The following is a 19,141-nucleotide window of genomic DNA, read 5'->3' as shown; positions in this document are numbered from 1 at the left end:
CCTTTGGGCACAGGACAGAACGTGATGAAACGGACTAAACAAATTAATCATGCCTCCTTTCGCAAAAGCTGGAGCGCACGACACTTAACCCCGGTCGCCTTAGCGGTCACCGCGGTCATTATGCTTGCCGGTTGTGAACAATCGGATGAAACCGTAACGATGTATCAAAATGCGGACGACTGCTCCAGCGCCAACCCGGGCAAGAGCGAACAGTGTACGACCGCCTTTAATAACGCCAAAAAAGAAGCGGAGAAAACCGCACCGAAATACGCAACCCGCGAGGATTGCGTGGCAGAATTCGGCGAAGGTCAGTGCCAACAGGCGCCAGCTCAGGCGGGCGTCGGGACCACTAACGCAGAATCTCAGCAAAGCGGCAGCTTCTGGATGCCATTAATGGCTGGCTACATGATGGGCCGCCTGATGGGCGGCGGCATGGGTGCTCAGCAACCGCTGTTTACCTCACGCGCGCCAAACAGCCCGGCCAACGGTAAGTTTGTTGATGCCACCGGCAAAAGCTTCGGCGCGGCCACACCTGGCCGTACCATGACGGTGCCGAAAACCGCCCTGACGCCGAAACCAGCGACCACCAGCACCGTTACCCGCGGTGGCTTTGGCGAAAGCGTGGCGAAACAGACCTCGATGCAGCGTAGCAGCGCCGCTTCCGGCTCCAGCCGCTCTTACGGGGGCTGAGGTTTATGAAGCGTATTGCCATTGCTGAACGCCCGAACTGGCGTGAGAAAGCCACCGAGTACGGCTTTCGTTTTCACACCATGCACGGCGAGCCTTACTGGTGTGAAGATGCTTACTACCAGTTTACGCTTCAGCAGGTTGAGAAGCTGGAAGAGGTAACCAGCGAGCTGCACCAGATGTGTCTACAGGTGGTCGATAAAGTGGTGAACAGCGAAGAGCTGCTCGCCAAATTTCGCATTCCTAAACACACCTGGGATTTTGTTCGCGCGTCATGGAAGACCACTCAGCCGTCGCTCTATTCCCGCCTGGATCTGGCCTGGGATGGCCAGAGCGACGCCAGGCTGCTGGAGAACAATGCGGACACGCCCACTTCGCTGTATGAAGCCGCTTTTTTCCAGTGGATTTGGCTGGAAGATCAGCTCGCCGCAGGGAACCTCCCGCCAGGCAGCGACCAGTTCAACAGTCTGCAGGAGAAGCTGATTGAGCGCTTTGCGGCGTTGCATCAGCAGCATGGCTTCAGCCTGCTGCACTTTGCCTGCTGCCGCGATACTGATGAAGATCGCGGTACGGTGCAATATCTGCAGGATTGTGCGACGGAAGCGGGTTTGCCGGGCGAATTTCTTTTTATCGATGAGATTGGTTTAGGCGAAAAGGGACAGTTCACCGACGTGCAGGATCAGGTTATCAGCAACCTGTTCAAGCTCTATCCGTGGGAATTTATGCTGCGCGAGGTCTTCTCAACCAAGCTGGAAGACGCAGGCGTTCGCTGGCTGGAACCGGCGTGGAAAAGCATTATCTCCAATAAAGCGCTGCTGCCGATGCTATGGAAAATGTTCCCGGGCCATCCTAATCTTCTGCCCGCTTATTTTGCTGAAGATGAGGTCCCGCACATGGATAGCTATGTGGTTAAGCCACTGTTTTCACGGGAAGGCGCCAATATCCGCATCATGGATAAGGGGCAGGAAATTGCCCGCGCAGATGGACCTTATGGTGAGGAAGGGATGATTGTGCAGCAGTTCCATCCGCTGCCTAAATTTGGCGACAGCTACACGCTGATTGGCAGCTGGCTGATTGACGATCTTCCTGCCGGGATCGGTCTGCGGGAAGATCGCGCGTTGATCACTCAGGATCTTTCCCGCTTCTATCCGCATGCGTTTATTGAATAAGAGCGGGATCGGGCGGCGGAAGAAAACAGCAATTTTCTGAAACCGCAGCACAGGATCCTCTCTTAGCTGAGTCCGGCACACAACCGGACTCAGCCCGCTCAAACGCAGCGCTATCCTTCAGCAGAGTCGCCGTCAAAACTGATGCTCTACCTGCCCTGAATGTCCCGGCCGCCTGATACGTTATCCTACCTGCACAGAGAGCATACTCAGTGAAGCCATCTCCAGTCCGTCAACCGGCACGGATACCCCTTCACCAGGCAGCCGCGCGCCCAGTACGTAGAGCAACGGCAGATAGTGTTCTGGCGTCGGGTTAGAGAGCTCAGCGCCCTCATGGCGCATAAAATTCACCAGCGGATGCTGCTCAGCCTCCCCTTCCCAGTTCAGGTTTTCGCGCACATATTCGTTAAATGAGCTTGCCCAGGCATAAGGTTCCGCCTCGCCCTGCCAGCGCACCATCCGCAGGTTATGCACCACATTGCCGCTCGCTACAATCATAATGCCCTGCTCACGCAAAGCGGCCAGCTTACGACCCAGTTCAAAATGATAAGCGGGCGGTTTCGTGCCGTCGATACTGAGCTGGACCACCGGTATATCCGCCTCAGGATACATCTTGATCAGCACGCCCCAGGAGCCGTGATCGAAGCCCCACTCCCGATCCAGATGCACTTCAAAGGGAGCGAGCGCTTCTGCTACAGCGCTGGCTAAATCTGGCGATCCGGGGGCTGGATAGTGCGTATCAAACAGCGCCTGAGGAAAATTGCCAAAATCGTGGATCGTGCGGGGTTTTTCCATGGCGGTGACCGCGGTGCCACGGGTATACCAGTGAGCGGATACCGCCACAATCGCTTTCGGGCGCGGTAAAGTCTTCCCCAGCTCGCGCCAGGTTTCAGTATAAACATTCTCTTCCAGCACATTCATGGGGCTGCCATGACCCAGAAAAAGTGCGGGCATACGTGACTGACTCATAATATTTCCCCTGAATGTGTCGGCTTAATGAGCGCTACACTACGCGCTTTTAACGGGCGATGAACCCGGATAAGCCTGAAGAAGATCTTCAGGAAATTTGAACGATCTGCCCAGACAATTCCTGACGTTCCTGCTGAGTATTTTTTGCTAAGGTATAGCAAAGGCTATACTTTACTCATTCCTTCAGGAGGTCACTATGTCCGTGCCTTTGTTACTGACTTTACTCGCCGGTGGCGCAACCTTTATCGGCGCCTTTCTGGGTGTAATAGGGCAAAAACCGTCAAACCGGGTACTGGCTTTTGCACTGGGTTTTGCGGCTGGGATCATGCTGCTGATCTCGCTGATGGAGATGCTGCCTGCAGCGCTGCGCGCGGAAGGGATGTCGCCACTTTTGGGCTACGGCATGTTTGTGGTGGGTCTGCTTGGCTATTTTGCGCTGGACCGCCTGCTGCCTCATCAGCATCCCCAGGATCTGTTGAAAGGCAGTCAGCCGCCAGCTAACCTGCGCCGCACCGCGATTTTGCTGACGCTTGGCATCAGCCTGCATAATTTCCCGGAAGGTGTCGCCACCTTTGTGACCGCCAGCAGCGACCTTGAAATGGGGCTGGGTATCGCTTTAGCCGTTGCCATCCACAATATTCCTGAAGGAGTTGCGGTGGCCGGGCCGATGTATGCCGCTACCGGCTCGAAGAGCAAAGCGATTTTCTGGGCTGGCGTTTCCGGCATGGCTGAGATCGTCGGCGGGCTGCTGGCATTCTGGCTGCTCGGGCCGTTGGTTTCACCGGTCATCATGGGCGCTATCATGGCTGCCGTTGCCGGAATTATGGTGGCGCTCTCTGTTGATGAACTCATGCCGCTGGCTAAAGAGATCGATCCGCACAATAACCCCAGCTATGGCGTCCTGTGCGGGATGGCGGTGATGGGATTAAGCCTGACGCTGCTACAGAGCAGTGGCCTGAGCTAAGATGAAAAAAAACTGGGCATACAGCGCCCGGTTTTTTTCTGCTCTGCGGGTTAACCTGCCCGACGCGCCTCGTCATTTTGACGGTAAGCGACCAGATCTTCGATAGTCACTACCGGCATATCATGCTGTCTGGCAAACAGGATAGCTTCCGGCGCGTGAGCCATCGATCCATCATCGTTGGTCAGTTCACACAGTACGCCAGCAGGCTTAAAACCGGCCAGCGTAACCAGATCGATGGTGGCTTCAGTATGGCCACCACGGGTCAGAACGCCGCCTTCGCGGGCGCGAAGCGGAAAGACATGGCCCGGACGGTTCAGATCGGAAGGTTTGGCATTGTCAGCGATAGCCGCGCGGATAGTGGTCAGACGATCCCGGGCAGAAACACCCGTGGTCACCCCTTTAGCCGCTTCAATAGTCACGGTAAAGCCGGTGCCATAGGAGCTGGTATTGTTTTCAACCATCATCGGCAGTTCAAGCTGACGACGACGTTCTTCAGTCAGGCAAAGGCAAACGATGCCGCTGCCGTGGCGAATGGTCAGTGCCATCTGCTCAACGGTCATGGTCTCTGCAGCGAAGATCATATCGCCTTCGTTTTCGCGATCTTCATCGTCTAACACCATCACGCCGCGCCCTTCGCGCAATGCTGCGAGAGCCCGTTCCACACGCTGCTGCGGCGTGCCAAATTCAGAAAGTAGCGTCTGATTCATGGTAATAAAACCTTATAAAATGTATGGGTTACCAGAATCAGGGCGTGCTTAGGAGTGTCATGCAGTGACAAAAAATAACGGCGAGGCGGGCGCAGGCCCGGCCAGATACGTTACTCTCTCCCATCCGGACTCTAACCGTCGGCCCCGGAGTCACACCGGGTCTGCTGACCTTCAGACCGGCAGGCCTGAAGCGCTCGCGGGCTTTCAGCAACGCTGATTTACCGCCGGTGGGGAATTTCGCCCCGCCCTGAGAATAAGCCCAATTACTATAACGCCGATAAAAATTCCGGGCAACGAACAAAATGTGCGATTCGTTTGCCCTGTTTCCGCTTTAGGGATTTCTGGTTTATCCTTTTGGATTATCGCATTACACTTAGAGAAACTTTGCCGCTACCAGGATGCCGCTATGATTGACCCGAAAAAAATTGAACAACTCGCCCGCCAGGTGCACGAGTCTATGCCTAAAGGCATCCGTGAGTTCGGCGACGACGTTGAGAAAAAAATTCGTCAGACGCTGCAATCACAGCTGACTCGTCTGGATTTAGTGAATCGTGAAGAGTTTGATGTGCAGACGCAGGTGTTATTACGCACCCGTGAAAAGCTCGCCGCGCTGGAACAGCGTATTGCTGAACTGGAAAGCCGGGGGACTACGGCAACGGATCCTGCTCCTGCCGCCGCGCCGCTCTCTTCAGCGGCTCCGGTTTCAACCTCTTCCGTTACCCCGGGTGCAACGCACGCCTCTGCGGCTCCCGCTTCTCCCGCAGCCTCTACGGATCCAGCCGCGCCGGTCACCCCAACAGACGCGATCGATAAGCAGTAAGCCGATCGAAGGGAATAAAAAAGGGCGATCTCAGATCGCCCTTTTTGTCTCTGTGATTAAGCCAGAATTTACTTTTTCGACTTGATCGCTTTAATGATGTTGCTGGTTGAGATGCCATCTTCAAAGTTCAGCACCCGAACCTCGCCGCCGTTAGCCCACACCTCTTCGCTGCCAGCGATCTCTTCCGGCTTATAGTCTCCGCCTTTAACCAGCAGATCCGGCAGGATATCGGCAATCACTCGTTGCGGCGTATCCTCTTCAAAAGGCACCACCCAGTCAACGGCTTCCAGCGCGCCCAGCACAATCATCCGGTTAACCAACGGATTAATTGGACGGCTCTCGCCCTTCAGGCGTTTGGTAGAGGCATCGCTGTTTACCGCCACAATCAGCCTGTCGCCCAGCTTGCGGGCGTTGGCCAGATAGGAGACGTGTCCGGCATGGAGGATGTCAAAACAGCCGTTGGTCATCACCACTTTTTCGCCGCGACGACGCGCAAGGGCTACGGCCTCTTTAAGCTGCGCCTCATCCATCACGCCAAAGCCCGACTCCGGCCGCGCGCGAATGGCGTTTTCCAGCTCAACAGGAGAAACCGTTGAGGTCCCGAGTTTACCCACCACCACACCCGCAGCCGCGTTAGCGAGGAAACAGCTCTCTTCCAGCGTATTTCCCGCCGCCAGGGCAGCCGCCAGCACGCCAATGACCGTGTCGCCTGCACCGGTCACATCATAAACTTCCTGCGCCTGCGTGGGCAGATGGAACGGCTTTTTGCCGGGTTGCAGCAGCGTCATGCCATTCTCAGAACGGGTAACCAGCAGCGCCGAAAGATCGTATTGCGTCATCAGCGCCATGCCGCGCTCAACAATTTCCGCTTCGTCCCTGCACTTGCCCACCACCGCTTCAAACTCAGAGAGATTGGGCGTCAGGATGGTGGCGCCGCGATAGCGTTCAAAATCGGTGCCTTTGGGGTCAACCAGTACCGGCACCTTCGCTTCACGGGCAATCTGGATAATGCGTTCAACGGTTGCCAGCGCCCCTTTGGCATAATCGGAGAGCACCAGTGCGCCGGAGGTCGGCAGCGCCTCGCGGATGCGCTCATGCAGAGGCTCCGGATCCACACCTTCAAAACCTTCTTCAAAATCCAGGCGGATCAGCTGCTGATTACGCGACAGGATACGCAGCTTGGTAATGGTGGGATGGGTCGCCACCGCCACAAAGTCGCACTGCACGTTAACGCCGCTCAGGGTCGCATCCAGCGCACGCGCTGCATCATCCTTGCCTGTTAACCCCACCAGGCGTGAACCCGCGCCCAGTGAAGCAATATTCATGGCTACGTTAGCCGCGCCGCCCGGACGTTCCTCAACGTTATCCACTTTCACAACGGGCACCGGGGCTTCAGGGGAGATGCGGCTGGTTGGGCCGTACCAGTAGCGATCCAGCATCACGTCGCCAACAACCAGAACACCTGCACGGTTAAAATCGGGCAGCGTAATTTTCATTCCAGACACTCCAGGCTGAAGTCAAAAATAGTGCGCGCGATGATAGCATAAGCTGGCTATCCCGCACATTTACCTGCGGCGCAGAGGCAGATTAAGCGCTGATGCTGCCAGCTACTGCTGGAAACAACGCTTTGTCATGTAAGCGCTCACTCACCAAACCAGCGTTGCCAGCTGCTGTTTACCACCGCTTTTTCTTCACTGAAGGCTTCCGGTGGGACGTGACCCGGCAGCGCCTGTAAAGCCAGATGATGCAGCGCATCGCGTAGCGTGGTGTAGGCGTTGGTTAACGCCTCTGCTTCCTGCTGCGTGATACGGCCATCGCTGGCCAGCAGCGCCAGGATACGAACATTATCGGACCAGCGCGTGAGTTTTGCTTCACTGGCCGCAAAGCGTAAGACCAGATATTGCGTAATGAACTCAATATCGGTGATGCCGCCCTGATCAGCTTTGATATCCCAGCGTCCTTTATGCTTATTGCCGGTATGCGTACGCATTTTTTCACGCATTTCCCGCACCTCGGTTTTCAGCTTTTCTGCTTCCCGCGGCAGGCAGAGAATACCGCGACGGATCTCGTCGAAGCGCTGGCTCAGCGCCGTCTCACCAAAGACGATCCGCGCCCGCACCAGCGCCTGGTGCTCCCAGGTCCAGGCTTCATTTCTCTGGTAATCATCAAAGGCGTCAAAAGTGCTGACCAGCATCCCGGCGGCGCCGGAAGGACGTAACCGGGCATCAACCTCATATAAAATGCCTGATGAGGTCCGCGTACTGAACAGGTGCATAACGCGCTGGGCCAGACGGAGATAGAACTGCCGTCCGTCAATACTGCGCTCGCCGTCGGTTACCGCCTCCGCCGGGCAGTCATGCAGAAAGACCAGATCCAGATCGGAGCTGTAGCCCAGCTCCCAGCCGCCAAGCTTACCGTAACCCACTACGGCAAAACCGCGCTCCTGCTGGTGAGTAAGGTGAGAAGGCCGTCCATAGCGCTGCACCATCATCTGCCAGGCCTGCTGCACCACCTGCTCAATCATCGCTTCTGCCAGCCAGGTCAGGTGATCGCTTACCTTCATCACCGGCAACGTTTCAGCTATATCCGCAGCGGCAATGCGCAGATGCTGTGCCTGTTTGAACTGGCGCAGCGCTTCAAGCTGCTGCTCCTCATCCTCTTCCGGGATACGCAGCAGATATTGCCGCAGCTCATCGCGATAGGCATCGGTTGCCGTCGGCTGATAAAGCGTGGCCGGATCGAGCAGCTCATCAAGCAGCAGGGGGTAGCGCGCCAGCTGGCTGGCTATCATCGGCGACGCGGCGCACAGGCGGATCAGGTGCTTGAGCGCGCCGTGGTATTCAGTGAGCAGTTCCAGATAGGTGGTGCGGGTGACTATGCCCAGCAGCAGCGGCGTCAGCCTGCTGAGCGTCACCGCCGCATCCTCCCGCAGACAGACCTCACTCAGCAGGCGGGGCATCAGCTGATCCAGTGCCTGTCTGCCCCGCGGACCGATAGTGCGCTTATCCACATCCTGACGGAAATCCTGAATCACCTGCAGAAGGCGCTGCCTGGCGTCGGTTGCAAGTTGAGGAACCAGCGGGATAAGATCGGCCTCTTCCAGCCGATCCTGCCAGAGCACGCCATATTCATCCGCCTCAACGCTACCGCCCGTCTCTGGCGTATCATCGCCAATAAGATCGTCAAAAATAGCGCGGACTGCCGCCATATGATTTTCCAGCTTCCCGGTCAGCGCTTCCCAGCTCTCCTCCCCCATCGCCCATGCGAGCCGCGCGCGGTTCAGATCGTCAACTGGCAGCGTCTGGGTCTGTTCATCGTTGATGCTCTGCAGCAGATTTTCCAGACGGCGCAGGAAGAGGTAAGTCTCCTGCAGCTGAGCGACCTGGTCTGCCGGCAGGAGATTGAGATCGCCAATTGCCTGTAGCGTGGGGAGTAGTGAGCGCAGCTGCAGCGAACGTTCCCGGCCGCCACGAATGAGCTGGAATACCTGGACGATAAATTCTGTTTCGCGGATCCCGCCTGCGCCCAGCTTGATATTATCTTTCAGGCCACGCCGCCGCACCTCACGGGCGATCATGCTCTTCATATTTCGCAGGGACTGAATGACGCTGAAATCGATATAGCGGCGATAGATAAAAGGCCGCAGCATCAGCTCAAGCTCCTGGCTCCAGCGATCGTCCGTGCCGCCCATCAGCCGTGCTTTGACCATCGCATACCGTTCCCAGTCGCGGCCCTGCTCCTGATAGTAATCCTCCAGCGCAGCGAAGCTCAGCACCAGCGGCCCGCTCTCGCCAAACGGCCGGAGACGCATATCTACCCGATAAACAAAGCCCTCTGCCGTGGGTTGATCCAGCACCTTAATTAAGCGTTGCCCAAGGCGGGTGAAAAACTGGGCGTTATCCAGCTCACGGCGGCCACCGGAGGTGGTGCCGTTTTCCGGCCACGTAAAGATCAGATCGATATCCGATGAGAAGTTCAGCTCTCCGCCACCCAGTTTGCCCATACCCAGGATCAGTAAAGGCTGCGGCTCCCCGGCGGCATTCATGGGCGTGCCGAATTCCCGACAGCAGGCCAGCCACAGCCAGTCACGCGCGGCAACGATCAGCGTTTCTGCCAGTTCGCTGAGCTGTTTCAGGGACTCTTCGGTGCTGCTGAGCGCCAGCGTCTGCATCCACGCTATGCGGGTAAGCATATGGCGGCGGAACAGCCGCAACGTTCGCATCAATGCATTCTCATCCGTCACTTCTGCCAGCTTTTCCGCCAGCCATGCCGGATAGTATTGCCACTCCGCGGGTTGCGGAGGCTGCTGCTGCAGGTGCTGCCACCACTCTGGCTGACGCGTCAGGTTTTCCAGCATGAAATCACTGAAAACCAGCGCGCCCTGTTCTGCCTGACTCAGCGCGCTCATTTCCGGGCTGAGCTGTTGAGCCTGTAGTGCCAGAGAAGGGGGCAAAGCTGGCAAAGGTGGTGACAACATAAAAACTCCCTGTTAACGCGTTGATTAATGCTCTGTCTGCACTGTTCCGGCCTAACCCGTGGAGAGGATCAGAGAGCCGTGCCGTTTTTCCAGAAAGCCGCCTGCTTCAGCGCCTGTCGGCTGTGGCTTTCCAGCCAGACTTCCTGACCAGATTCAATCGCCTGCGCCAGCTGTTCCCAGCTTTGCATCCAGGCTTCCACGGCGGCAGGGTCATAAGCGCCCGCCAGCAAGCGTGCTGCCAGCAGTTGCCGATGCAGCCGCGTCAGTTTGTCCTGATACTCATTCATCTGCTTTACTGAGGCAAAGGTCTCTTTTAAATCGGCGGCAATCCTGCCCAGCATAATGTCAGAGAAGCGCTTGAACGAGCCCTGCAGCTTGGCATCCGCTTTAGCATCGATAAACCCACGCCAGCGCTCGGTCACTATCCAGTTAGTAAGCGCCAACTGGGTACGTAAGGAGAGTGGCGTGAAGCAGAGCGATTCCGCCTGCACCTGCTCTTCAAGCAGCGCTTCTTCCAGGCCCGTCAGAGAGTGACGCAGCTCGTTGCTCGCTTTACGGGGAACCAGCGAACCAAACAGCGAAAAGGTCTGACGCAGCGCTTCAAGCGCCTGGCGGACCTCATGCTGCGCCGCGCTGTTGCCACGCAGCCACAGCTCTTCATGATACTGCCACTGGCTCAGCGCCAGCGTGAAGGCAGCCAGCATCCCCTCTTCAACCGTGGCTTTCGGTTTGACTTTCATCACCGTGAGCGGCCGCAGTTCGCGGGCTGGATTGCCTCTGGCCAGCGCATACCCTCTGGCGGCCTTACTCAGGCTGCCCAACCGTAATCCGCCCAGATCCGTCAGCTCTGCTGCAAAGGCCAGCAGGTCATCCCTCTCTCCGCTTTTCAGCTCCAGCTCAATCTCACACAGCGGCTCGCTTAATGCTCCAGCGCTGACTTCGCCCTGATCGAAAGCAATCTCTATCTCGCTTTCCTTGTAAGTAACCACCCACCTTTCACGAACAAAATTAGTGCTGAACAGCGGCTTAAGCTGCTGCTGAAGCGCCGCAACATCGCACCCTTCAGGCCAGATCTCGGCAGGAAGGCGATCAATCGCCAGTTCTGGCTTTTCAATATCCACATTGTATTCGGGCCGCTGGTGCAGGCCGCCGACGGTTTGCCCCGCCGCTTTCAGCGTCATTTCATAGCGGTCATCAAACCCGCGGATGCGCAGCCCCATATCCCAACGGCGGAGCTGGCTCTCTGCTGTTTCAAAATAGATATTGGTCAGTTTCAGCGGCGCCGTATGCTGATGCGGCCAGGCCACCAGGCGGGCAGGCAGATTTTTAGCGGCTTCCGGCGTGGCAATGAACTTTACTTCGATTTCGATGGTCATATTTTCTTAATCAGATGATTAGCGGTACGGTAAATGGAGTGTTGGCCTGATTTCCCTGCCCGTTTCATGGCGCCTGAGCAGCAGAAAACGGCGAGCCAAATCGGCCAGATATGAGGTGAAGAGTAATGCAGAATCGCCGTGGCTGTCTCGGCTTTATTATGCTTTCGCACCACGCCTCGCACTGGCCTGAGACCAGGAAAGTTCTCATTCAGCTTTATGCGAGCCAGCTCCAGACTGTGCCATTACTTTTGTCCAGGATTCACGTAAACAAGACATCGAATGAAAAAAATACATTTTATTGGCCTCACTTTACTGACTTTTAGCGTAGCAGCATCCGTTCATGCCGAAGAGAAGCGCTATATTTCCGACGAGCTTTCAACCTGGGTGCGCAGTGGCCCCAGCGACAGTTTCCGCCTGGTTGGCACCCTGAATGCTGGTGAGCAGGTTGAGCTGCTACAAACCAACGACAGCACGCACTATGCGCAGATTCGCGATGCCAACGGCCGCACAACCTGGATCCCCGAAGCACAGCTCAGCCAGCAGCCAAGCCTGCGGACGCGCGTGCCACAGCTTGAGCAGCAGGTAAAAGATCTCACTGACAAGCTGGCTAATATTGATGGCAGCTGGAACCAGCGTACTGCCGAGATGCAGAAGAAAGTGGCGGGTAGCGATGGGGCGATTAACAGCCTGAAAGAGGAAAACCAGAAGCTGAAAAATCAGCTGGTGGTGGCGCAGAAAAAAGTGAGCGCGGCCAACGTTCAGCTGGATGATAAACAGCGCACCATCATTATGCAGTGGTTTATGTACGGCGGCGGTGTGGCTGGCGTGGGTCTGCTGTTAGGCCTGTTACTGCCGCACATGATCCCCAGCCGTAAAAAGAAAGATCGCTGGATGAACTGACCTCTCCGGGTAAAGTTCTCAGGGCATCTATTGATGCCCTTTTTGGCATGCCTTCAGGAAAGCATGGGCCGCACAACGTTGGGATGGTTCTACACTTCAAGTATGATGCATAAAACAAACAGATCAGGAGCGCGGTAGTGAAGACTTACCTTGTCGGTGGCGCGGTACGCGATGCACTGTTAAATCTGCCGGTCAAAGACAAAGATTGGGTAGTTGTGGGTGCCTCACCCGAAGAGATGCTGCGTCAGGGCTTTGAGCAGGTGGGCCGTGATTTTCCGGTCTTCCTGCATCCAGAGACACACGAAGAGTATGCTCTCGCCCGCACGGAGCGGAAAAACGGCAGCGGTTATACCGGTTTTGTCTGCTACTCCGCGCCGGATGTCACTCTTGAGCAGGATTTACAGCGCCGCGATCTGACCATCAACGCTATTGCCCAGGACGAACAGGGCCATTTCTACGATCCCTGGCAGGGCCGCGCCGATCTCCAGCAGCGCCAGCTACGGCATGTCTCTCAGGCCTTCCAGGAAGATCCCCTGCGCGTGCTGCGCGTGGCACGGTTTGCAGCGCGTTTTGCCCACCTCAATTTTGTGGTTGCCGAAGAAACCCAGGCGTTAATGCGCTGGATGGCAGAAAGCGGCGAGCTGAACACGCTGACGCCGGAACGCGTGTGGAAAGAGACCGAAAAAGCGCTGGAAACCCGCAATCCACAGATCTATTTTCAGGTACTGCGGGACTGCGGCGCACTGGCGGTGCTCTTTCCTGAGCTGGATAATCTTTATGGCATTCCTGCCCCGGCGAAATGGCATCCTGAAATTGATACCGGTGTACATACGCTGATGACGCTGGCGATTGCAGCCCAGCTCAGCCCCGAGGTCGATGTCCGCTTTGCCACGCTGTTTCATGATGTTGGTAAAGCGCTGACGCCGCCCGAAAAATGGCCCAGCCATCACGGTCACGGACCGGCGGGCGTGCCTTTAGTGGCAGCCCTGTGCCAGCGCCTTCGCGTTCCCAACGCTATCCGTGATTTGGCGCTGCTGGTGACCGAATTTCACGATGTGGTGCACACCATTGAACGCCAGAGCCCGGAAACGCTGATCGCGCTCTTTGATCGCATTGATGCCTGGCGAAAGCCGCACCGCGTGGAACAGATTGCGTTGACCAGTGAAGCTGACGCCCGGGGACGAACAGGATTTGAAAGCAACGCCTATCCTCAGGGCGATTGTCTGCGTAAAGCGTTTGAAATCGCACTGGGCGTGTCCACAAAAGAGGTCGTGGCGGCCGGATTTAAAGGCGTGGAGGTCAGGGAAGAGTTAACCAGAAGAAGGATTGCCGCTTTGTCCCACTGGAGGGAACAGCAGCTTTAAACCGTTCCCGAAGCCGGACCTGAAAGGAGCTGGCTTCGGGAACAAGCGTTTAATTACACAAAAATCATGTAAACCGCTGCCGCCACGATAAAGCGATAGATGGCGAAAGGTACAAACGAGATGCGCTGGATCAGCTTCAGGAAGACTTTAATCGCGATCAGCGCCACGATAAAGGCTACTACGAAACCTACGGCAAACATCGGGAAATCAGCCATGGAGAGGAAGCCCATACTTCTGTAGAGATCCAGCACCGTTGCGCCAATCATCATTGGTACCGCCAGCACGAAAGAGAACTCCGCAGCCGCATAGCGGCTTACACCCATCAGCATACCGCCAGAGATAGTGGCGCCAGAGCGGGAGAAGCCCGGCCACAACGCCAGGCACTGGAAGCAGCCAATGATAAATGCCTGACGATAGGTCATGTCATCGATGCCCTCGGCTTTCGGCTGTTTAGGCTTCAGGTACTCCGCCGCCAGCAGCAGCACGCCGCCAACAACCAGCGCATACATTACGTTAATGGGATTAAAGAGTTGTTTGATTTGGTCATGAAAAACCAGACCAACCACTACGGCCGGTGCCATGCCCAGCAGAATGTGGATCAGCGAAAGATGACCCTTGCCCGTACCTTCGTGTGGAACTTTGCCAAAATGGATGCCAATCAGACCAAACAGACGACGCCAGAACATCACTACCACCGCCAGGATTGAACCCAGCTGGATAACCACTTCAAACGTTTCTGCCTTATCGCCTTCAAATCCCAACAGATGACCGACAATGATCATGTGCCCGGTGGAAGAAACAGGAAGAAATTCTGTTAACCCTTCAACAATGCCAAGTATTGCTGCCACCCATAGCTGATGAATATCTGCCATCAAATCTACCCCTATCCGTTTTAAATCCAGTAAAAAGGCGGCTGCTTCACGCATCCGCCAAAATTGTGCCTGACAAGAATTAGGCCAACCTTAAGACAGAGCATAATGTGGTTTGGTTTCGTTGTGATGGCAATCACATTGAATTTATTTCGGATTAGTCCCGCGTTCGATAATTACGCCAACCTGAGCCGCCTGGGCCACTGCGCCTGGCTTGCTGAGCTTTATGCGCACCCAGGGTGAGTTGAAACGCGCCAGCAGCAGCGAGGCGACTTCTTCAGCCACCCGCTCAACCAGGGCAAATTTGCCCCCCGCCACATGCTCAACGATCGCCTCAGCCACATCGGCATAGCTCAGGCAGTCGCTGACATCATCACTGGCTGCCGCCTGGCGATTGTCCCAGGCCATTTCGACATCGAACACCAGCTTCTGCTGAATCGTTTGTTCCCACTCGTAAACACCAATGGTGGTGATCACCGACAGTTGTTCTATAAATACGATATCCATGATGCTGGTCTCTGTTTTTGTGGTTGCCGGATACCACTTCCGGCGGATTATGCGTATTATCCACGGATGATGAGAACAAAACGACCCCTAAGGGATGGAACGGTGTTATGAGTGTATTCGCGCTTGGTATGATTCTTTTCGCGTATCTGTGCGGCTCCATTTCCAGCGCGATCCTGGTTTGCCGTCTGTTCAGATTGCCCGACCCCCGCCTGAATGGTTCAGGAAACCCTGGCACCACCAACGTATTGCGAATCGGCGGAAAAGTCCCCGCGGTTCTGGTGCTGGTGTTTGACGTTCTTAAAGGGATGCTGCCGGTCTGGCTGGCTTACCACTATGGTGTTTCTCCGCTCTATCTTGGCCTGATCGCCATTGCCGCCTGCCTGGGCCACATCTATCCAGTCTTTTTCCATTTCAAGGGCGGCAAAGGGGTGGCGACGGCGTTTGGTGCCATTGCGCCTATCGGCTGGGATTTAACGGGATTGATGACCGGGACATGGCTCCTCACCGTGCTGCTGAGCGGCTACTCCTCGCTGGGTGCCATTATCAGCGCCCTGATTGCTCCTTTCTACGTCTGGTGGTTTAAACCCCAGTTGACCTTCCCGGTCGCGATGCTCTCCTGCCTGGTTTTACTGCGTCACCATGACAATATTCAACGTCTGTGGCGTGGGCAGGAAACAAAGATCTGGAAGAAGAAAAAGAAGAAAGAAGAGCGGCCGCTTGAGTAATCCGGCGCAGGCAGAGACAAACAGGTGAAGGGGTAAATGAAAAACGCCCGATGAGGTTTCATCAGGCGTTAATATGAAGCTCTGTTTATACGTCAGATAGCGGGCAACTCCGCCAACGGCCAGCGCGGGCGCACCGTGACGCTCAGTTCAGCATGAGTCCCGCCCTTCAGACGAACCAGCCCGGCATAGGCGATCATCGCCCCGTTATCGGTGCAGAACTCAGGCCGCGCATAAAAAACTTCGCCGCCGCGCGCTTTCATCACTTCAGCCATTTTACTGCGTAATGTCCGGTTAGCGCTGACGCCGCCAGCAATCACCAGCCTTTTAAAACCGGTCTGCTCCAGCGCACGTTTGCATTTGATCGCCAGCGTATCAACTACCGCATCCTCAAACGCGCGGGCAATATCGGCACGGGTCTGAGCATCATCGCTGTTTTCACGGATGGTATTCGCTGCAAAGGTCTTTAAGCCGGAAAAGCTGAAATCGAGCCCCGGACGGTCGGTCATCGGACGCGGAAAGACAAAACGCTTTTCTGTTCCAGCCTGCGCCATCTTAGAGAGCAGCGGACCGCCCGGGTAATCCAGCCCCAGCAGCTTCGCCGTTTTGTCGAACGCTTCTCCCGCCGCATCGTCAACGGACTCGCCCAGCAGCGTGTATTCACCGATACCTGTTACGCTGATCAGCTGGGTATGTCCGCCCGAGACCAGCAGCGCCACAAAAGGAAACTCCGGCGGATTCTCCTCCAGCATCGGAGCCAGCAGATGGCCTTCCATATGGTGTACCGGGATGGCAGGCACATCCCAGGCAAACGCCAGAGAGCGACCGATCGTTGCGCCTACCAGTAAGGCACCCACCAGGCCAGGGCCTGCGGTATAGGCAACCGCATCAATATCCTGTGCCTGTAATCCCGCTTCCTGCAGAGCAGCCTGGATAAGCGGCACCGTTTTACGCACGTGATCGCGCGACGCCAGTTCCGGTACTACGCCGCCGTAATCGGCGTGCAGTTTAACCTGGCTGTAAAGTTGATTAGCGAGTAAACCGGCCGCCTCATCGTAGATGGCGATCCCCGTTTCATCGCAGGACGTTTCAATTCCGAGTACACGCATGGCTTTTTTACCTCATTCTTGCGGCGCGCAGTGTAGCATGAAGGCCAGGCCAGAGGCGCCAATTTTGCAGCCAAAAGCGTGACTCACTGATAATGCTGGGGAAAATATTTTCGCCGCCGCGCACGCATTGATGTATACTCCTTGGCCTGAAAAAAACCGGCAGTGGCACAGGCGCATCTGTTGGTGACATTATGCTATGGTGCTTTACAACGCGGCCTGTGTTGGAGTAAAATTCCGCACCATTTTGAAACAAGCTGGCACCGACGTCAGCAACAAAACCGAATTTATCGAGGTGAGAGTTACATGCCGGTAATTAAAGTACGTGAAAACGAGCCATTTGACGTAGCACTGCGTCGCTTCAAGCGTTCATGCGAGAAAGCAGGCGTTCTGGCTGAAGTTCGTCGTCGTGAGTTTTATGAAAAACCGACTACCGAACGTAAGCGCGCTAAAGCGTCTGCTGTTAAACGCCACGCGAAGAAATTGGCTCGCGAAAACGCACGCCGTACTCGTCTGTACTAATCTTTGAGGGTTCGCCCTCACGCAATACAGATAAGTAAGTAGTTAAGAAGGCCGTGCTTTCCGAAAGGAATGCGCGGCTTGTTCTCGTTTATGAGCTGATAAACCGGGGCTTATGGCTGGACGAATTCCACGTGTATTTATCAATGACTTGCTGGCACGCACGGACATCGTGGATCTTATCGATGCGCGCGTAAAGTTAAAGAAGCAGGGCAAGAACTACCACGCGTGCTGTCCTTTCCATAACGAAAAAACCCCCTCTTTCACCGTGAACGGTGAAAAACAGTTTTACCACTGCTTCGGCTGTGGCGCTCACGGCAATGCCGTCGACTTCCTGATGAATTACGATCGTCTGGAATTTGTGGAGAGCATTGAGGAGCTGGCTACGCTTTACGGCCTTGAAGTGCCCTATGAAAGCGGCACGGGTCCCAGCCAGCTTGAGCGCCATCAGCGCCAGAGTCTCTATCAATTGATGGGCGGCCTGAACGAGTTTTATCAGCAGTCGCTTTCGCAGAGTCAGGCAGCCGCCGCGCGCGAATACCTCGCTAATCGTGGTCTGAGTGACGATGTCATCAGGCATTTCTCTATCGGCTTCGCTCCCGCAGGCTGGGATAACGCCCTGAAGCGATTTGGTCGCAATCAGGACGATCGCCAGGCATTGATCGATGCGGGCATGCTGGTCACTAACGATCAGGGCCGCAGTTACGACCGCTTCCGCGAGCGGGTGATGTTCCCGATCCACGACAAGCGCGGGCGGGTGATAGGGTTTGGCGGCCGCGTGCTTGGCGATGGCGTACCGAAATACCTTAACTCACCGGAAACGGATATTTTTCACAAGGGCCGGCAGTTGTACGGCCTCTATGAAGCGCAAAAAAAGCATCCTGAACCGGCGAAGCTGCTGGTGGTGGAAGGCTATATGGATGTGGTGGCGCTGGCGCAGTTTGGCATCGATTATGCCGTTGCGTCGTTGGGGACCTCTACCACGCCTGAACATATTCAACTTCTGTTTCGCACGACCGATAACGTTATATGTTGCTATGACGGCGACAGAGCGGGCCGGGAAGCAGCATGGCGAGCGCTGGAAACCGCATTGCCTTACATGAATGACGGTCGTCAGCTACGCTTTATGTTCCTGCCGGATGGCGAAGATCCCGATACGCTGGTGCGTAAAGAGGGAAAAGAAGCTTTTGAAGCCAGGATGGAGCAGGCTATGCCGCTCTCCGCTTTCCTGTTTGACACGCTGCTGCCGCAGGTGGATTTGCGTTCGCCGGATGGTCGCGCTCAGCTCAGTACGCTGGCATTACCGCTGATTAGTCAGGTTCCCGGCGAAACGTTACGTATCTATTTGCGGCAGACGCTGGGAAGCAAGTTAGGCATCCTGGATGATAATCAGCTGGACAAGCTGATGCCAAAACAGGGCGAGAATGCGAAACCGCCGCAGCAGCCGCAGCTTAAACGCACCACCATGCGTATACTGATTGGGTTACTGATTCAGAATCCGGCGCTGGCGGCGATGGTTCCGCCCCTTGACGGGCTGCAGGCGTCAGAGATGGCGGGCTTTCCACTATTTGTGGAGTTAGTGAGCACTTGCGTTGCTCATCCTGGCCTGACCACTGGACAGCTACTAGAGTTATACCGTGGAACAAAATTTAGCCAGAGCCTTGAAACTCTGGCCACATGGAACCACATGATCGTAGAAGATGAAGTGGAAACTATGTTTAAGGATTCGCTGGCCAGCATGTATGACGCGGCGCTGGAGCGCAGGCTTGAAGAGCTGATTGCGCGCGACCGCACCCATGGACTGAACGCGGAAGAACGCCGCGAGTTCTGGACGCTGAGCCAGGCTTTAGCAAAGAAATAAGATAACTATTACAGAATATCCGCGGCTTAAGTGCCGATAATGCGCCAGGTCGAGCCTGGCAGCCGCTTCGATGGGCAGCGGCAAAAATCCAACGCCCTCACTGTTATTGTTGGCATCATGCATAGCT

General features: G+C 55.8%; 17 protein-coding genes and 1 riboswitch. Of the genes, 9 read left to right on the top strand and 8 right to left on the bottom strand.

The features are described from left to right. Positions 1–24 precede the first annotated feature (24 nt). A complete protein-coding gene (locus Q3V30_RS03295) occupies positions 25–690 on the top strand; it encodes a DUF1190 family protein (protein WP_306210435.1) in 666 nt (221 codons plus the stop codon). A 5-nt stretch (positions 691–695) separates the two neighbouring features. Then, positions 696–1,856 (top strand): glutathionylspermidine synthase family protein, encoded by a 1,161-nt coding sequence (locus Q3V30_RS03290; RefSeq protein ID WP_306210433.1) that lies wholly within the window; start codon positions 696–698, stop codon positions 1,854–1,856. 180 nt (positions 1,857–2,036) lie between these two features. Here Q3V30_RS03290 and ygiD read toward each other — a convergent pair whose 3' ends face one another. Beyond that, the gene (ygiD, locus tag Q3V30_RS03285; protein ID WP_306210430.1) at positions 2,037–2,822 is read right to left on the bottom strand and encodes a 4,5-DOPA-extradiol-dioxygenase; all 786 of its coding nucleotides are present in this window, start codon (positions 2,820–2,822) and stop codon (positions 2,037–2,039) included. Positions 2,823–3,018: 196 nt separating this feature from the next. Between ygiD and zupT the strand changes: the two genes are divergently transcribed. Then, positions 3,019–3,786, top strand: a complete 768-nt coding sequence (gene zupT / locus Q3V30_RS03280; protein WP_306210427.1) for a zinc transporter ZupT — start codon at positions 3,019–3,021, stop codon at positions 3,784–3,786. 50 nt (positions 3,787–3,836) lie between these two features. On the opposite strand, the gene ribB is transcribed toward zupT, so the two are convergent. Beyond that, positions 3,837–4,493 (bottom strand): 3,4-dihydroxy-2-butanone-4-phosphate synthase, encoded by a 657-nt coding sequence (gene ribB, locus Q3V30_RS03275; protein ID WP_306210425.1) that lies wholly within the window; start codon positions 4,491–4,493, stop codon positions 3,837–3,839. Positions 4,494–4,601: 108 nt separating this feature from the next. Beyond that, positions 4,602–4,752, bottom strand: a riboswitch (FMN riboswitch). Positions 4,753–4,899: 147 nt separating this feature from the next. Between ribB and ubiK the strand changes: the two genes are divergently transcribed. Next, positions 4,900–5,313 carry a ubiquinone biosynthesis accessory factor UbiK gene (gene ubiK, locus Q3V30_RS03270; protein WP_306210423.1) on the top strand — a complete coding sequence of 138 codons (414 nt, stop codon included), beginning with the start codon at positions 4,900–4,902 and terminating at the stop codon, positions 5,311–5,313. A 68-nt stretch (positions 5,314–5,381) separates the two neighbouring features. Here the strand turns inward: ubiK and hldE are convergent, their stop codons facing one another. The 3 genes from hldE to Q3V30_RS03255 all read right to left on the bottom strand — a co-directional run bounded on the left by hldE (position 5,382) and on the right by Q3V30_RS03255 (position 11,166). After that, complete coding sequence (gene hldE / locus Q3V30_RS03265; protein WP_306210422.1) at positions 5,382–6,809, bottom strand: bifunctional D-glycero-beta-D-manno-heptose-7-phosphate kinase/D-glycero-beta-D-manno-heptose 1-phosphate adenylyltransferase HldE; 1,428 nt, start codon at positions 6,807–6,809, stop codon at positions 5,382–5,384. A 146-nt stretch (positions 6,810–6,955) separates the two neighbouring features. Beyond that, the gene (gene glnE / locus Q3V30_RS03260) at positions 6,956–9,790 is read right to left on the bottom strand and encodes a bifunctional [glutamate--ammonia ligase]-adenylyl-L-tyrosine phosphorylase/[glutamate--ammonia-ligase] adenylyltransferase (RefSeq protein ID WP_306210420.1); all 2,835 of its coding nucleotides are present in this window, start codon (positions 9,788–9,790) and stop codon (positions 6,956–6,958) included. Between the two features lie 68 nt (positions 9,791–9,858). Continuing rightward, the gene (locus Q3V30_RS03255; protein ID WP_306210417.1) at positions 9,859–11,166 is read right to left on the bottom strand and encodes a CYTH domain-containing protein; all 1,308 of its coding nucleotides are present in this window, start codon (positions 11,164–11,166) and stop codon (positions 9,859–9,861) included. A gap of 279 nt (positions 11,167–11,445) precedes the next feature. Between Q3V30_RS03255 and Q3V30_RS03250 the strand changes: the two genes are divergently transcribed. Together Q3V30_RS03250 and Q3V30_RS03245 are read left to right on the top strand one after the other, a co-directional pair. Beyond that, a complete protein-coding gene (locus tag Q3V30_RS03250; protein WP_306210415.1) occupies positions 11,446–12,066 on the top strand; it encodes a TIGR04211 family SH3 domain-containing protein in 621 nt (206 codons plus the stop codon). A 137-nt stretch (positions 12,067–12,203) separates the two neighbouring features. Further along, positions 12,204–13,430, top strand: coding sequence for a multifunctional CCA addition/repair protein (locus Q3V30_RS03245; RefSeq protein WP_306210413.1), 1,227 nt, complete (start codon positions 12,204–12,206; stop codon positions 13,428–13,430). Between the two features lie 53 nt (positions 13,431–13,483). Here Q3V30_RS03245 and bacA read toward each other — a convergent pair whose 3' ends face one another. Together bacA and folB are read right to left on the bottom strand one after the other, a co-directional pair. Next, a complete protein-coding gene (gene bacA, locus Q3V30_RS03240; RefSeq protein ID WP_306213052.1) occupies positions 13,484–14,302 on the bottom strand; it encodes an undecaprenyl-diphosphate phosphatase in 819 nt (272 codons plus the stop codon). A gap of 144 nt (positions 14,303–14,446) precedes the next feature. Beyond that, positions 14,447–14,806 (bottom strand): bifunctional dihydroneopterin aldolase/7,8-dihydroneopterin epimerase, encoded by a 360-nt coding sequence (gene folB, locus Q3V30_RS03235; RefSeq protein WP_306210411.1) that lies wholly within the window; start codon positions 14,804–14,806, stop codon positions 14,447–14,449. A gap of 107 nt (positions 14,807–14,913) precedes the next feature. On the opposite strand from folB, the gene plsY reads away from it, so the two are divergent. Beyond that, a complete protein-coding gene (gene plsY, locus Q3V30_RS03230; protein ID WP_306210409.1) occupies positions 14,914–15,531 on the top strand; it encodes a glycerol-3-phosphate 1-O-acyltransferase PlsY in 618 nt (205 codons plus the stop codon). Between the two features lie 92 nt (positions 15,532–15,623). On the opposite strand, the gene tsaD is transcribed toward plsY, so the two are convergent. Beyond that, positions 15,624–16,637, bottom strand: a complete 1,014-nt coding sequence (gene tsaD, locus Q3V30_RS03225; protein ID WP_306210407.1) for a tRNA (adenosine(37)-N6)-threonylcarbamoyltransferase complex transferase subunit TsaD — start codon at positions 16,635–16,637, stop codon at positions 15,624–15,626. A gap of 303 nt (positions 16,638–16,940) precedes the next feature. Here tsaD and rpsU point away from each other — a divergent pair, with 303 nt between their 5' ends. Continuing rightward, positions 16,941–17,156 carry a 30S ribosomal protein S21 gene (gene rpsU, locus Q3V30_RS03220; RefSeq protein ID WP_001144069.1) on the top strand — a complete coding sequence of 72 codons (216 nt, stop codon included), beginning with the start codon at positions 16,941–16,943 and terminating at the stop codon, positions 17,154–17,156. 112 nt (positions 17,157–17,268) lie between these two features. Next, entirely contained in the window at positions 17,269–19,014 is a 1,746-nt protein-coding gene (gene dnaG, locus Q3V30_RS03215; protein WP_306210405.1) for a DNA primase, read from the top strand. The last annotated feature ends 127 nt before the right edge of the window (positions 19,015–19,141 follow it).

It is taken from the genome of Erwinia pyri (genome assembly GCF_030758455.1).
Taxonomy (GTDB): domain Bacteria; phylum Pseudomonadota; class Gammaproteobacteria; order Enterobacterales; family Enterobacteriaceae; genus Erwinia; species Erwinia pyri.
The sequence above is the reverse complement of the archived record's forward strand: the minus strand, read 5'-3'. Positions and strand labels throughout refer to the sequence as shown.